This window comes from Pantoea sp. ICBG 828 (genome assembly GCF_002928355.1).
GTDB lineage: Bacteria > Pseudomonadota > Gammaproteobacteria > Enterobacterales > Enterobacteriaceae > Pantoea > Pantoea dispersa.
This window is the reverse complement of record NZ_POWN01000008.1, coordinates 97,306-111,969: the sequence shown is the minus strand read 5'-3', so window position 1 is coordinate 111,969 and position 14,664 is coordinate 97,306. Positions and strand designations below refer to the sequence as shown.

Annotated in this window: 11 protein-coding genes; all 11 read left to right on the top strand. The window is 60.2% G+C overall.

Annotation, left to right across the window (positions count from 1 at the left end; all coding sequences use genetic code 11):
* Positions 1–10 precede the first annotated feature (10 nt).
* The 11 genes from dppD to C1Y43_RS18870 all read left to right on the top strand — a co-directional run bounded on the left by dppD (position 11) and on the right by C1Y43_RS18870 (position 14,659).
* Complete coding sequence (gene dppD, locus C1Y43_RS18920) at positions 11–997, top strand: dipeptide ABC transporter ATP-binding protein (RefSeq protein ID WP_021507019.1); 987 nt, start codon at positions 11–13, stop codon at positions 995–997.
* Positions 987–1,997, top strand: a complete 1,011-nt coding sequence (gene dppF / locus C1Y43_RS18915) for a dipeptide ABC transporter ATP-binding subunit DppF (RefSeq protein ID WP_021507018.1) — start codon at positions 987–989, stop codon at positions 1,995–1,997. Before dppD ends, dppF begins: the two co-directional genes overlap by 11 nt.
* Positions 1,998–2,471: 474 nt before the next feature.
* Entirely contained in the window at positions 2,472–3,104 is a 633-nt protein-coding gene (gene bcsO, locus C1Y43_RS18910; protein ID WP_104189238.1) for a cellulose biosynthesis protein BcsO, read from the top strand.
* Positions 3,095–3,895: a cellulose biosynthesis protein BcsQ gene (gene bcsQ, locus C1Y43_RS18905; RefSeq protein WP_031279622.1), complete on the top strand. Its 801-nt coding sequence runs from the start codon at positions 3,095–3,097 to the stop codon at positions 3,893–3,895. The genes bcsO and bcsQ overlap by 10 nt, the downstream gene beginning before the upstream one ends.
* A 61-nt stretch (positions 3,896–3,956) precedes the next feature.
* On the top strand, positions 3,957–6,062 hold the full coding sequence (bcsA, locus tag C1Y43_RS18900; protein WP_021507015.1) for a UDP-forming cellulose synthase catalytic subunit: 2,106 nt from the start codon (positions 3,957–3,959) through the stop codon (positions 6,060–6,062).
* Positions 6,059–8,578 carry a cellulose biosynthesis cyclic di-GMP-binding regulatory protein BcsB gene (bcsB, locus tag C1Y43_RS18895; protein ID WP_104189236.1) on the top strand — a complete coding sequence of 840 codons (2,520 nt, stop codon included), beginning with the start codon at positions 6,059–6,061 and terminating at the stop codon, positions 8,576–8,578. The genes bcsA and bcsB overlap by 4 nt, the downstream gene beginning before the upstream one ends.
* A gap of 11 nt (positions 8,579–8,589) precedes the next feature.
* Complete coding sequence (locus C1Y43_RS18890; protein WP_104189235.1) at positions 8,590–12,393, top strand: cellulose biosynthesis protein BcsC; 3,804 nt, start codon at positions 8,590–8,592, stop codon at positions 12,391–12,393.
* Complete coding sequence (gene bcsD, locus C1Y43_RS18885) at positions 12,393–12,839, top strand: cellulose biosynthesis protein BcsD (protein ID WP_058758083.1); 447 nt, start codon at positions 12,393–12,395, stop codon at positions 12,837–12,839. Before C1Y43_RS18890 ends, bcsD begins: the two co-directional genes overlap by 1 nt.
* A 9-nt stretch (positions 12,840–12,848) precedes the next feature.
* Positions 12,849–13,853, top strand: coding sequence for a glycosyl hydrolase family 8 (locus C1Y43_RS18880; protein ID WP_031279620.1), 1,005 nt, complete (start codon positions 12,849–12,851; stop codon positions 13,851–13,853).
* 223 nt (positions 13,854–14,076) lie between these two features.
* Positions 14,077–14,376, top strand: a complete 300-nt coding sequence (locus tag C1Y43_RS18875; RefSeq protein WP_104189233.1) for a BrnT family toxin — start codon at positions 14,077–14,079, stop codon at positions 14,374–14,376.
* A complete protein-coding gene (locus C1Y43_RS18870) occupies positions 14,357–14,659 on the top strand; it encodes a BrnA antitoxin family protein (protein ID WP_058775497.1) in 303 nt (100 codons plus the stop codon). The genes C1Y43_RS18875 and C1Y43_RS18870 overlap by 20 nt, the downstream gene beginning before the upstream one ends.
* Positions 14,660–14,664 lie beyond the last annotated feature (5 nt).

Here is a 14,664-nt window from a genome sequence, read left to right as displayed (position 1 = left end):
AGGCACCGAGATGGCGTTATTAAATGTAGAAAAACTGTCGGTGCATTTCGGCGACGAAAAGGCACCGTTCCGTGCGGTTGACCGCATCAGCTACCAGGTAGAACAGGGCCAGGTCGTCGGGATTGTCGGCGAGTCCGGCTCCGGTAAATCGGTCAGCTCGCTGGCGATCATGGGGCTGATTGACTATCCCGGCCGCGTGAAAGCAGAGAAGCTGGAGTTCAATCAGCGCGACCTGCAGCGCATCTCCGAAAAAGAGCGCCGCCAGCTGGTGGGCGCAGAAGTGGCGATGATCTTCCAGGACCCGATGACCAGCCTAAACCCGTGCTACACCGTGGGCTACCAGATCATGGAAGCGCTGAAAGTGCATCAGGGCGGCAGCAAGCGCACGCGGCGTCAGCGTGCTATCGACCTGCTGGAGCAGGTGGGCATTCCCGATCCGGCGTCGCGGCTTGATGTCTATCCGCATCAGCTGTCTGGCGGCATGAGCCAGCGCGTGATGATCGCCATGGCCATTGCCTGTAAGCCGAAGCTGCTGATTGCCGATGAGCCAACCACGGCGCTCGACGTAACCATTCAGGCGCAAATCATCGAACTGCTGCTGGAGTTACAGAAGCAGGAGAACATGGCGCTGATCCTGATCACGCACGATCTGGCGCTGGTGGCCGAAGCGGCGCAGCACATCATCGTGATGTACGCCGGTCAGGTGGTGGAAAGCGGCAAAGCGGTGGATATCTTTAAAGCGCCGCGTCACCCGTATACGCAGGCGCTGCTGCGTGCGCTGCCGGAGTTTGCCGCCGACAAAGCGCGGCTGGCGTCGCTGCCGGGCGTGGTGCCGGGCAAGTATGACCGCCCTAACGGCTGTCTGCTCAATCCGCGCTGCCCGTACGTGACTGACCGCTGCCGTACTGAAGAACCTGAGCTGCGCGATATTCCGGGCCGCCAGTCCAAATGTCACTTCCCACTGGATGATGCCGGGAGACCGACTTATGAGTCTTGATAACACCAAGCAGGATTACCTGCTGCAGGCGATTGACCTGAAAAAACACTATCCGGTGAAAAAGGGTCTGTTCGGCCAGGAGCGCCTGGTGAAGGCGCTGGACGGCGTCTCCTTTAACCTCGAGCGTGGCAAAACGCTGGCGGTGGTGGGCGAATCCGGCTGCGGTAAATCCACGCTCGGACGCCTGCTGACGATGATTGAAACGCCGACCGCCGGCGAGTTGTACTGGCACGGGCAGGATCTGCTGAAACACGATCCGCAGGCGCAAAAGCTGCGCCGGCAGAAAATCCAGATTGTGTTCCAGAACCCGTATGGCTCGCTCAATCCGCGTAAGAAAATCAGCCAGATTCTGGAAGAGCCGCTGGTGATCAATACCGCGCTGAGCAAAGCGGAACGGCGGGAAAAAACGCTGGAGATGATGGCCAAAGTGGGCCTGAAAACTGAGCACTACGATCGCTATCCGCACATGTTCTCCGGAGGTCAGCGCCAGCGTATCGCTATTGCACGCGGCCTGATGCTCGATCCCGACGTGCTGATTGCCGATGAGCCGGTCTCGGCGCTCGACGTCTCGGTGCGCGCTCAGGTGCTCAACCTGATGATGGATTTACAGCAGGATCTCGGCCTGTCCTATGTGTTCATCTCGCATGACCTGTCGGTGGTGGAGCACATCGCCGACGAAGTGATGGTGATGTATCTCGGACGCTGTGTGGAAAAGGGCAGCAAAGAGGCGATCTTCAGCAACCCGCGCCATCCGTATACTCAGGCGCTGCTGTCGGCCACGCCACGCCTCAACCCGGACGAACGCCGCGAGCGCATCAAACTGACCGGTGAGCTGCCGAGCCCGCTAAATCCGCCGCCGGGCTGTGCGTTCAACGCACGCTGCCGCCGTCGTTTCGGTACCTGCGTGCAGCTGCAGCCGAAACTGAAGCAGTATGGTGAGCAGCAAATCGCCTGCTTCGCCGTCGACCAGGATGAGAATCAGCCGGTGGCGACGCCGTAATTACGGCCAGTCAGTGCGAAAGGCTCCTGCGGGAGCCTTTGTTATTGGTGGCATGATACATGAGTAAAATTAACCTGACGTGTCTTAATCGCCTGCGATGGCAGAAATGTATTACGCGACTGAATCTTTAAATCGCTGGTCCTGAACGACAGCGAAAAGGTTAAGGCAAATTCTGAATCCGTGCCGCATTGTGTGAGCGCCGTCACGGCCAGAGATAACTGCATATTTCCATGGTAAGTTGTTTATTATCAGTGCTTTAGCTTAATTATCTTGCGGCTACTATTTCCGTTAATCGATTTTTATTAATCCTGCTCAATTAATCAGTGCATGCTTTTTGCATCTGTATATTTTCAATCTTTCAGATAAAACTCTTTTGTCGAATCTGCGGTTTTAATAATCAGAATTCTCTCACCGTGTCTTAACGTGTGTGTTATATTCGCGGAAATTACCCCTCCGCTTTAACAGGCTCTGATCATGAAGAACTACGACGATCTGCAGCGTTTCCAGGAAAAAACGCAAACGCTGGACATTGCTTTTAAGGATATGTCCGGGCAATCGCTGGAAGCCGATCACAGCCAGTGGGCGATCATCCGTCAGCTGGCGACGGATGATGAGCCGGAGCTGGGTAGCGGCCAGCGCGTCGATCTGCCGCAGCCGCAGCCAATTCGCGGCGATGAGTTTGTCGCGCCGCCGCAGGCTCTCAATCCGGCGCCCGTCGCCCGCAGTGAAAAGGCATCGCTGCTGCAGAGCCTCGCCGCCAGCGCGCCGGCACCCGACACAGAAACACCGCGCAGCGCGTTATTCCCGCCAGCAAGCAGCGCGCCCACTGCCGCATCCGTGTCGTCGCTGGTACCGGCAGCCACGCACGTAGCGCGTCAGGCGGCCACTTCACTGTTCCCACCGCCGCCGGTCAGCGCGCCGGTCGCTGAACAGGCGGTCGCCCCTGCTGCCGCAGCACCGGCCACTGCGCCCGCCGTGGCGCAGCCGGAGCCTGCTACGCCCTCGCGCTTTGGCGCACTGTTCCGCTCGCGTGCGGCGGAACCGGTTCATTTATCTAAAGAAACACTGCTCAAACCGTTACTGGAGAAGATCGCGCTATGCCATTAGTTTGTGTGTGCTCGCCAAAAGGGGGAGTAGGAAAAACCACCATGGCGGCCAACCTGGCCTGGAGTCTGGCGCGTGCCGGCAGCAAAGTGCTGGCGATCGATTTTGACGTACAAAATGCGCTGCGCCTGCATTTTGGCGTACCGCTGCACGACAGCCGCGGCTTTGTGGCGCGCTCGGAAGAGCAGGCTGACTGGAGTCAGTCAATCCTTACCACCGGCAGCAACATCTTTGTCATGCCTTACGGTGAAGTGACTGAAGCGCAGCGTGAGCGCTTCGAACACAACCTGGCGCACGATGCCCATTTCTTAAAACGCGGCCTGGATACCGTTCTGAATTATCCGGGTCTGGTGATTATTGCGGATTTTCCGCCAGGACCCGGTCCGGCGCTAAAAGCCATGCAGGCGCTGGCCGATATGCATTTAGTGGTGATGCTGGCGGATACCGCCTCGGTGGCGCTGCTGCCGCAAATTGAAAACCATCGCATGATTGGCCAGCCATTAAATAATCAGCACGGTCATTATTTCGTGCTCAACCAAAGTGATAATCGCCGGAATATCAGCCGTGAAGTAACCGCATTTATGCAGCAGCGGCTGGGCGATAATTTACTCGGCGTGGTGCACCGCGATGAAAGCGTGGCTGAGGCCAATGCCTCGCAGCAGTCAATCTATGATTTCAGCCCGGCTTCAGCAGCGGCGTTTGATATTGAACTGGTGGCAAAACGGGTGGCGAATATCCTGAATATCAATGTAGGCAACGGCGAAGTTCAGGCACCGATCCGCAGTCATTATTAACAAGCCCGGCCGCCAGCGGCCTGGTTCAAATAATAACAACACAGCTTCTTCAGGGTGAATCATGAGTAAACTCGGGTTTTACCTGCTGCTGCTGGTGCTTGCACCGGTCGCTGCGGTAATCGTCATCACGCCTATGGACAGCCAGAAACAGTATATTTTTGGTTTGATCAGTATTGGCATGATGTTTTTACTGGGCTTCAGTAAAAGCCGTAAAATAACCATTGTGATGGTTTTTCTTTCCGCGCTGATGTCTACCCGATATATCTGGTGGCGCACCACGGAGACGCTGCAGTTTAATTCCGAGATTGAAGCGATTCTCGGTATCGGCTTATATCTGGCCGAGCTGTATGTCTGGCTGATCTTAATTCTCGGCTTCCTGCAAACCAGCTGGCCATTAAAACGCACCATCGAACCGCTGCCGGATGATACCCGCTTGTGGCCGACGGTCGATGTCTACGTGCCGACCTATAACGAAAGCCTCGACGTGGTGCGGGATACCGTGCTGGCGGCGCAGTGTATCGACTACCCGCGCGATAAGATCAAAGTTTACCTGCTGGATGATGGCAAACGCAGCGAGTTCGCGGTATTTGCCGCCGACGTTGGCGTCGGCTATATCACCCGTGACGATAACCGCCACGCCAAAGCCGGTAACCTCAATCACGCCATGAAAATTACCAAAGGCGAGCTGATTTGCGTGTTTGACTGCGACCACGTGGCAACGCGTACGTTCCTGCAGGCCACCGTCGGTCCGTTCCTGAAAGATCCGAAGCTGGCGCTGCTGCAAACGCCGCACTACTTTTACTCGCCGGATCCGTTCGAACGTAACCTGCGCGCCGCGCGCAGCATCCCGAATGAGGGCTCGCTGTTTTACGGCCCGGTGCAGCAGGGCAACGACAACTGGAACGCCACGTTCTTCTGCGGCTCCTGTGCGGTGATTCGCCGCAGCGCGCTGGAACAGATTGGCGGCTTCGCGGTGGAAACCGTCACCGAGGACGCGCATACCGCGCTGAAAATGCAGCGTCTCGGCTGGGGCTCGGCGTTCCTGGCAATTCCGCTGGCGGCGGGACTGGCGACCGAACGTCTGGGGCTGCACGTGATTCAGCGTACCCGCTGGGCGCGCGGCATGACGCAGATTTTCCGCGTCGACAATCCGCTGCTGGGCCGTGGGCTCAAGTGGCAGCAGCGTCTGTGCTACCTCAACGCCATGCTGCACTTCCAGTTCGGCCTGCCGCGCGTGGCGTTCCTCACCGCGCCGCTGGCTTACCTGCTGTTTAACCTGAATATTATCCACTCGTCGGCGTCGCTCATCTTTGCCTACGTACTACCGCATCTGGTGATGTCGCTGTACGTTAACTCGCGCATGAACGGCAAATTCCGCTACACCTTCTGGGGTGAAATCTACGAAACCGTAATGTGCTTCCACCTGGTGATTCCGACGCTGCTGACCCTGCTGTCGCCAAAGCACGGCAAATTCAACGTGACGGATAAAGGCGGCCTGCTGGACCAGGGCTTCTTTGACTTCCACATCGTGCGGCCTCACGTCATCGTTGCCGCGCTGCTGTCGATTGGCATCGTGGCCGGCGTGGTGCGTGCCGTGGCGCATGATTACTTCGGGGTGGACCCGTATGTGATTGCGCTCAACGTCGGCTGGGCGGTGTTCAGCCTGATTATTCTGATGGCGGCGATTGCCGTGGCGCGTGAAACCAAACAGGTGCGTAAAACCATTCGTATCGAGGTGCAGATCCCGGCGGTGATTCACTACGCCAGCGGCATCTCTTCGCGCACGCAAACCAGCGATCTGTCGATGGGCGGCGCGCAGCTGGATGCGCCGGACAACCGGCATGAGCATGATGAAATCGAAGAGATCGATCTGCTGCTGAAATCGGGTGCCATCACCATTCCGGTGAGCAAGATCTCCGGTGATGAGGAGACCATTCGCCTGCGCTTTGGCGCGATGCCGCTGGCGCGCCGCCGTGAACTGGTGCGCGTGGTGCTGGCGCGGGCCGATGCGTGGATCCAGCCGGAATATAAGCAGGACAACCCGCTGGTGTCGCTCGGCACCATCATCCGTACCGTCTTTGAGCTGTTCTGGCTGAGCTGGAAAGATCGCCGTGAGGCGCGCAAGCGTGATGGCCAGGCAACGGCCAAAGAGGACAGCGCAGCATGAAAACATTGACGTACACGCTGCTGGCCAGCGCGCTGACCACCACGCTGCTGCTCGCCCCTGCCTGGGCAGAGACGCCGGCAGTAACCCAGGACAGCGCCGCGCTCTCTGACGTACCGCCGCCGCAGGGGCTGGATGGCAGTGCCGATCCGCAGCTGAAGCAGGCCGCGGGCGACGCGCCGTACACGCCGGGCGATGCAGCGCCGGTGCAGGAAAATACAGCACCCGCACAGCCGGCAGAGTCAGCACAGCCGGCAGAGGCAGCAACACCAGCAGCATCGGCGGCGCCTGACATCGTCATACCGCCGGTGGCTGCGGAGGCACCGGCTGCCGCTGAACCCGCTGGCGCGCTGTTAAACCAGCCGGTGAGCAGCACCATTTCGGTGGCGCAGATGGGGCAGCCGCGCGGCATCACCCTGACCGGCGGCCAGCTGCAGTCCGGTATTCTGTTTACCCTGCCGGGCGATGAGGTGATCACTAATGCGCGGCTCAACCTGTCGCTGCGCGTCTCTGCCGCGCTGGCGTCGCGCAACACGTCGCTGCAGCTGATGCTCAACGGCCAGCCGCTCGGCACCCTGCCGCTGGGTGCCAGCGACAGCGATGTCAGCGACTATCAGCTGGATATTCCGGCGGCGATGGTGGTTTCCAGTAATAACCTCAGCTTTAAAATCAACGATGCCGACAAGCTGCTGTGCGAAAAAGAGAGCGCGCAGCAGTATCAGGTCACCATTCTGCCGAAAACCACGCTCAGCCTTGAAGGCCAGCAGCTCAACATCGGCACCAGCCTGCGCAACTTCCCGCGTCCGTTTATTGATGTGCAGCGCATGACGCCCGCCAGCGTGACCTTTGGTTTTGCCGCTAACGTTTCGCCGGATAGCGTCAGCGCCGCCGCGCTGGTGGCTTCCTGGCTCGGCATTCAGTCGGATTACCGTGGCATCCGTTTCCCGGTGGTGCGCGGCGATCTGCCCGAGCACAACGGTATCCTGATCGGCCATCCGGGTGACAAAATCGGCAGCGTGACGCTGCCTGCGGCGAAGGGGCCGCTGCTGCAGGTGATCGATAACCCCAACAATCCGGTGTACAAACTGTTGCTGGTGGTCGGTGCAGATGATGCCCAGCTGCGCCAGGCGGCCAACCGCCTGACCACGCAGCCGCTGGCCACCGATGCCAGCAGCCTGAACGTACCGCCGCAGCCGATTGGCACGCGCAAACCGTACGACGCACCGCGCTGGATCAACACCAGCCGCCCGGTGCGCCTCAGCGAGCTGCTGCGTAAAGATCAGAGCCTGACCACCACCGGTATCTGGCACGATGCGCTGCGGGTTAACTTCCGCGCGGCGCCGGATCTGTTCCTGTGGGACGGCGACGCGATTCCGGTCAATCTGCATTACCGTTTCCCGTCGGAAAGCTGGATCGATGAAAACAATTCGTTCCTCAACGTCACGCTGAACGGCACTTTCCTGCGCAACCTGACGGTGAACAAAGTCGGGCTGCTGGAGAGCGCCTGGCACCGGCTGGGCGGGGATGCACGCCAGGAGCAGTACACGCTTAAGCTGGAGCCATACCTGATTTACGGCGACAACCAGCTGGCGCTCTACTTCAACATCAAGCCAAAGGCGGATGCGCCGTGCGGCGTGCTGCTCAACAACAACATCAAGAGCCGTATCGAAGAGGATTCGTGGATCGATCTGAGCCACACGCGCCACTTCACCATGCTGCCGAACCTGTCGTACTTCGTCGGTGCTTCGTTCCCGTTCTCGCGGCTGGCGGATTTTTCGCAGACCACGCTGCTGCTGCCGGAGGCGCCGGGTGATGCCGAGATCGCGACGCTGCTGGACATGGCCGCGCGCGCCGGTAACGCCACCGGCGTGCCGCTGGTGCAGAACCAGGTGTTGTTTGGTCTGCCGAACGGTGGCACCAATCTGACGCGCCTGCAGCACAGCGATGTGCTGGCAGTGAGCACCATGCAGCACAGCGCCTTCACGCAGCAGATGCTGGCCGGCACCGCTTACCAGACCAGCGGCAACACGCTGGGCGTCAAAGAGCCGACCACCGTCGATAAGCTGCGCGGCTGGCTGACCGGTGACTGGTCTCGCCAGCAGCTGGATGCCGATCGCTACTTCTCTTCGAATGAAGCGTGGCGCGGCTTTGTCAGCTATCGCTCACCGTGGAGCGCCGATCGTCTGGTAGTGATGACGGTTGCCACCAGCGATCAGCAGCTGCTGCGTTTGCACGATGATTTGAATTCGGCGCGCATCAACGCCGGCATCCGCGGTGATACCGCCATCATCACCGATGAGAATGGTATCCGCAGCTTCCGCGTCGGGCCGCAGTTCCCGAGCGGTGAAATGCCGTGGTACATGATGGTGGTGTGGTATGCCAACCAGCACTCGGTACTGATGGCGCTGGCGGCGCTGCTGCTGTCGGCGCTGATCGGCAGTGCAGCCTGGGTGATGCTGAAGCGCCACGCGTGGTGCCGTCTCCACCCGAAAGACGATAGCCACTCCGGCCGCAAGTAAGGATAAAAATAATGAAAAAACAGCTGATAAGTGCCGGTATTCGTCAGGCGTTGCTGCTGGGCGGCGCGCTGACCTTCTCACAGCCGCTGCTGGCGGCGGAGAGCACCAATCCCGCGTTACAGGCGCTGTTCGACCAGGCGGCCTACTGGCATCAGAAAGCGCATGACGATCTGGCGAAAGCCTCGCTGCAAAAAATCCTGATGGTGGAGCCGAACAATACTCAGGCGCTGTATCTGCTGGCGCTCTATTCACAGCAAAGCGGTAGCGCGGCCGATGCGGCACAGTGGCGCGCCCGCCTGAGTGCGGTATCGCCCAACGATCCGCATCTGACGGAGCTGGACAACGCCCGACAGCTGCAAAGCATTCCGCAGGCGCAGCTGTCACTGGCGCGTCAGCAGGCGCGCAGCGGTAACATCGCCGCCGCGCTGCAAACCTGGCGCAACACCTTCAGCGGTAACGAGCCGCCACCCAGCGTGGCGGCAGAATATTATCTGACCATGGCCGGCGACCGCACGCTGCTGCCGCAGGCGGTGGAAGCGCTGCGGCAGTTTGCCGCTGACCATCCGCAGGATACCGGCGCTCAGCTGGCGCTGGGTAAAGCGCTGACCTATCAGGAAGCAACGCGCCGCCAGGGTATTGATGTGCTGGCCAGCCTGGCGGACGGTAACAAAGAGGCCGACCGCTCGCTGCGTCAGGCGCTGCTGTGGCTGGCGCCGCAGGCGTCGGATGCCGCGCTGTATCAGACCTGGCAGCAGCGCCATCCGCAGGATAGCGCGGTGATCGATTACTACCGTAAAAATGTCGGCGGCGCTGAGAAGGGCGCGGGCTTTACCGCGCTGAACAGCGGTGACGTCAGCGGCGCGCAGAATAATTTTGAAAAAGTGCTGCAGGCCAACCCGCAGGACGCCGATGCGCTGGCCGGTATGGGCTATGTGGCGCAGCGCGCCGGACGCTACGCTGAGGCCGCCGATTATCTGACGCGCGCCGCACAGCTGGGCGGCGATCAAAGCCAGCAGCGTCAGCAGCAGGCGGCCGATGCCCGCTTTTACGCGCAGCTGGCGAATGCCCAGCAGGCGCTGAAAAACGGTGACAGCGCGCAGGCGCTGGCGCTGAGTGAGCCGCTGACGCAGGCCGAGGGCGAGAAAGGCGTGTCGGCGAAGCTGTTCCGTGCCGATGTGCTGCGCCGCAGCAATCAGCTGCAGCAGGCGGAGCAGACCTACCGGGCCATTCTGCAGAGCGATGCCGATAACCGCAGCGCCAAAGAGGGCCTGTTCTATGTGCTGCGCCAGCAAAACCGCAGCGCCGAAGCCAATACCCTGCTGGCATCATTGCCCGACAGCGTGCGCCAGAGCGTGGCACCGCGCGGTAACAGCAGCGATCCGCTGCGTGCGCAGGCAAAACGCGAGCTGGCGGCAGGCAACCGCAGTGCGGCCATCGCCACGCTGAACAGCGCCATTCAGCGCTATCCCAGCGACGGCTGGCTGCGACTCGATCTGGCGCGCATCTACCGCGCGCAGGGCGATAGTTTACTGGCTGCCAACGTCATGCAGCCGACCCTGCGCAGCGGTGCCAGCACCAGCGAGCTGTATGCCGGTGCGCTCAACGCCAGCGAGAGCGGTGCCTGGCAGCAGGCCAGCCAGCTGCTGGCGCGCATTCCCAACGGCAGCAAGAACAGCGAGATGCGCGAACTGGCGCAGCGCGTGAATTTCAATCTGCAAATGGCCACCGCCGATCGCTATCTGGCGCAGGGATCTGACGCGGCAGCGGCCAATACGCTGCGCGCGCTGGCCGCCACGCCGCCCGCCAATCCGGTCGATGCCGGTAATCTGGCACAGAAACTGGCCAAAGCCGGCGATCTCACCACGGCGGTGACGGTGGTGCGCGGCAACATGCAGCGCGGCGTGCAGGGCAACGCCGGTGATTACGCCGCGCAGGTGGCGGTACTGAATCAGGCGGGACTGACGACCGAAGCGCAGAGCTTCCTCAGCAGTCCGGAGCTGCAGGCGCGCAGTACGCCCACGCAGCTGGCCGGCATCCGCAACGGTTATCTCATCAATGAAGTCGAGCGCCTGCGCGAGCAGAAGCAGTACGCCGCCGCCTATGACAAGCTGGTGGGCGCGCTGCAGCACGATCCGCAGAACCGCGATCTGATGTTTGCCATGGCGCGTCTGTATCAGTCCGGCAAGATGAACAAAGAAGCGGGCGTGGTGTATGACTATCTGCTGACGCAGGATACGCCCACTCAGGATGCGCGCACCGGTGCTATTGATGTGGCGCTGGCGCAGAACGACGTCGACAAAGCGAACACCTTAACCCGCGGCCTGCGCAATGAGCAGACGCCGGATCGCCTGTTACTGCTGGCGCGCGTGGCGGAAGCTAACGGCGAGCACAGCCAGGCGATGAGCTACCTGCGCAGCGCGCGCGGCCAGCTGATTGGTCTGCAGGGCGCACAGAGCGGCAGCGTGCCGACCGTTGGCGGTCTGGCGCTGGCGGACAATCCGTTTATCAACCGCAGCACCTCGCCGGTGTCCGGTTCGCCTTCCAGCTATGGCACAGTGATGCCGTGGCAAACGGCACCGGCCACCAGCAGCAGCGCGCAGGACGTCACGCTGGCGAGCACCACGCCGGATGTCCGGCAGAGCCAGACGCTGCGCCAGATTGACGAGATGATGGACAATCTGCAGGAGAAAACCGGCACCTGGGTACAGGGACAGATGCAGGTGCGCGGACGCGACGGCGAATCGGGGCTCAGCAAGCTGACTGAAGCCAAAGCGCCGCTGACCTTCTCGACCGTGCCGTTCGGCGAGTCGCGCTTCGACTTTACTATAACGCCGGTGTCGCTCACCGCTGGCAGTGCGGCTGGTGATGCGTGGCGTCGCTTCGGCAGCAACGCGCTGGTGCAGGGCAATGTGGTGGCATCCGGCGCGGCCAAAATAGACGACACGCCGTCTTCGTCGACCGATTCGCAAAAGGCCACCGGCGTGGAACTGAATATGGCGCTGAAGGGCGACAGCTATAAGATCGATCTCGGCAGCACGCCGCTCGGCCAGGATCTCAGTACGCTGGTGGGCGGCGTGCAGTGGTCACCGAAGCTGACCGATTTCCTGACGCTGATCCTCACCGGTGAACGCCGCGCCATGACCGACAGTCTGCTGTCGTACGTTGGCGTAGAGGACAAGACCAGCGGCAAGCGCTGGGGGCGCGTCACCAAAAACGGCGGCAACGCCATGCTGAGCTTCGATAACGGCGACGCGGGTTTCTACGTCGGCGGCGGCGCTTACAGCTATCTGGGCGAGAACGTGGCGAGCAACAACAGCGTGCAGGCCACGGCGGGCGCTTACGTGCGGCCTTACCACTACGACGACCGCGAGCTGAAGGTCGGCATGAGCCTGTCGTGGATGGATTTCTCCAAAAACCTGAGTTACTTCAGCTACGGTCAGGGCGGCTATTTCAGCCCGCAGAATTATGCCGCGGTGTCGTTCCCTGTCGACTTCAGCCGCAAGTTTGATGACCTGAAAGTCAACGTTGGCGGTTCGGTCGGCTATCAGTCGTACAGTCAGGACAAGAGCGCATATTTCCCCAACGATCCGTCGCTGCAGTCCCAGCTGCAAAGCCTCGCCGATCAGGGCTTTGTCAAAAGTGCCTATTACAGCGGTGAGAGCAAAAACGGTATCGGCTATAACCTGCACGCCGGTGCCGATTATAAGATTAATAAAGATGTCACCATCGGCGGCCAGCTCGGCTATGACACCTTTGGCGATTACAACGAAAGCACAGCCAATCTGTACTTCCGTTATCTGTTTGGAGACAACTAATGAGTGAGCAACCGGGCGCACGCATCAGCCATCCGTATCAGCCGGGCTGGTTTGATCTGGTCAGCGTGATGATTGAGAGCATGCTGGATAACGCTGGCGCGGAGGCGGAAGCCTTCCTCAACGGCGTGGGCGAATTGCTGGCAACGCGCTATCCTTTGCCGGAGGCGCGCACCGTGCAGGATCTGGAGCGCGAAATTAATCTTCAGCTGGCGCGCTTTAACTGGGGCTTTGTTCAGCTGCAGCCGCAGCAGAACGCGATTATGCTTGAGCACCATGCCCTGCCGCAGGGCGACAGCCAGCTTGATGCAGAACGCTGGCAGCTGGCGCTGAGCGCAGTGCTGGCCGGCGTGTACGCGCAGTGGCTACGTGCGCAGGGTGGCAGCGCGGCGGTACCGCTGACGCTGGAAAAAATCGACGGCGGCACGCTGCATTATCGATACCAATAGGAAGCTGTGATGAGAGTGATGCGGTTCTGGCGTCAGTGGATGCTGTGTTTCATGGTGATATTTTTCAGTGCTCAGGCGGCCGCCGATGGCTGGAGCAGTTACAAAAGCCGCTTTATGAGCAGCGACGGCCGCATCAGCGATACGGCCAACAACAACGTCAGCCACACCGAAGGTCAGGGCTACGGCATGCTGCTGGCGGTGGCGTATAACGATCGCGCCACCTTTGATTTGCTGTGGCAGTGGACGCGTACCCATCTGCGCAATCCGCAGAATGACCTGTTCTACTGGCGCTATACGCCGGGCGCAGCCGATCCCATCGCCGATAAGAATGATGCCTCGGACGGGGATGTGCTGATCGCCTGGGCGCTGCAGCGCGCGGCGCAGAAGTGGGGCGGTGATTATCAGCAGGCGTCGGATCGCATTCAGCGCGCGGTCATCAAGCTAACGGTGATCGACTACGCCGGCCGCAAGGTGATGCTGCCGGGCGCGCAGGGCTTCAATAAAACCAGCTATGTGGTGCTTAACCCTTCCTATTTCCTGTTCGCCGCATGGCAGGAGTTTGCGCAGCACAGCCATCTGCGCGTGTGGAACACGCTGATTGATGATGGCCTTGCGCTGCTGGGCGACATGCAGTTTGGCAAAACCGGCCTGCCGCTGGACTGGGTGGCGCTGAACGCCGATGGCTCCGTCGCGCCGGCGGTCGGCTATTCCAACCGCTTCAGCTATGACGCGATTCGTATTCCGCTGAATATCTGGTGGTACGATCCGCAAAGCCTGCGGCTGGTGCCCTTCCAGCGCGTCTGGCAGGGCTACGCGCGCGACACCACGCCAGCGTGGTTTGATGTGCTGGCCAACACCCCGGCACCTTACAATATGGAAGGTGGCCTGACCGCGGTGCGCGACCTGACGCTCAACCAAACCGGCTACCTCAGCGACCGCCTGGCGCCGGAGCAAAACTATTTCTCCGCCAGCCTGCAACTGCTGACCTGGCTGGCTTATCAGGAGAAGCGATAGCCTCTCTGTGCCGGACGGAATTAACCTTCCGTCCGGCCGATCACCATCAGGCCCGCCCGCCTGGTTTCAAACCGCTGTTCCAGCGTTTCACTCGATTCCAGACCTGTCTGTATTTCATTTCATTCCTGTACTGACCGCGCAGCTATTGCGCCCGATCAACACCATCAGCGCGTACTACACGCAATTTGTCATGCTAAAATGTATAGACAAAAGTGTATGATAAATGCAAACGGAACCGGAGTTTGAGTGGGATACCACCAAGGCGGAAACAAATTTCCGCAAGCATGGTATCCGCTTTGAAGTTGCAGCCCGCGTGTTTGAGGATCCTTTCCACCTGTCGGTGCAGGATCGTTATGAAAATGGGGAATATCGCTGGCAAACCCTTGGTAATGTTATGGGGCATGTGGTCATTCTGGTGGCCCATACGGTGCGCTTCGAAACAGATGTTGAGCGAATAAGAATTATCAGCGCACGCCATGCAACGCGTATTGAGAGGAGGCGCTATGAGCAAAGTCAGGTTTAAACGCAGTGAATTACCGCCGCTCACCGATAAGCAACAGGCGGAGCTGGATGCTTTGAGCCGGAAACAGGACAGCGACATCCAGTGTGATGATATTGCGCCGTTAGACGACAGTTTCTGGCAGGCTGCCGAACGGGGGCGTTTTTACCGCCCGGTAAAAACCCAGGCTTCGATCAGAATTGATGCGGATATTCTTGAGTGGTTGAAGGCGCCTGGCAAAGGTTACCAGACGCGCCTCAACGCGATCCTGCGAGCCGCGATGCTAAGAGAACTGCAGGGTAAATAGTGTGC

Bases quoted from the DNA above. Each gene is read 5' to 3' on its own strand.
- dppD (WP_021507019.1), top strand. From the start codon at position 11: ATGGCGTTATTAAATGTAGAAAAACTGTCGGTGCATTTCGGCGACGAA.
- dppF (WP_021507018.1), top strand. From the start codon at position 987: ATGAGTCTTGATAACACCAAGCAGGATTACCTGCTGCAGGCGATTGAC.
- bcsO (WP_104189238.1), top strand. From the start codon at position 2,472: ATGAAGAACTACGACGATCTGCAGCGTTTCCAGGAAAAAACGCAAACG.
- bcsQ (WP_031279622.1), top strand. From the start codon at position 3,095: ATGCCATTAGTTTGTGTGTGCTCGCCAAAAGGGGGAGTAGGAAAAACC.
- bcsA (WP_021507015.1), top strand. From the start codon at position 3,957: ATGAGTAAACTCGGGTTTTACCTGCTGCTGCTGGTGCTTGCACCGGTC.
- bcsB (WP_104189236.1), top strand. From the start codon at position 6,059: ATGAAAACATTGACGTACACGCTGCTGGCCAGCGCGCTGACCACCACG.
- C1Y43_RS18890 (WP_104189235.1), top strand. From the start codon at position 8,590: ATGAAAAAACAGCTGATAAGTGCCGGTATTCGTCAGGCGTTGCTGCTG.
- bcsD (WP_058758083.1), top strand. From the start codon at position 12,393: ATGAGTGAGCAACCGGGCGCACGCATCAGCCATCCGTATCAGCCGGGC.
- C1Y43_RS18880 (WP_031279620.1), top strand. From the start codon at position 12,849: ATGAGAGTGATGCGGTTCTGGCGTCAGTGGATGCTGTGTTTCATGGTG.
- C1Y43_RS18875 (WP_104189233.1), top strand. From the start codon at position 14,077: ATGCAAACGGAACCGGAGTTTGAGTGGGATACCACCAAGGCGGAAACA.
- C1Y43_RS18870 (WP_058775497.1), top strand. From the start codon at position 14,357: ATGAGCAAAGTCAGGTTTAAACGCAGTGAATTACCGCCGCTCACCGAT.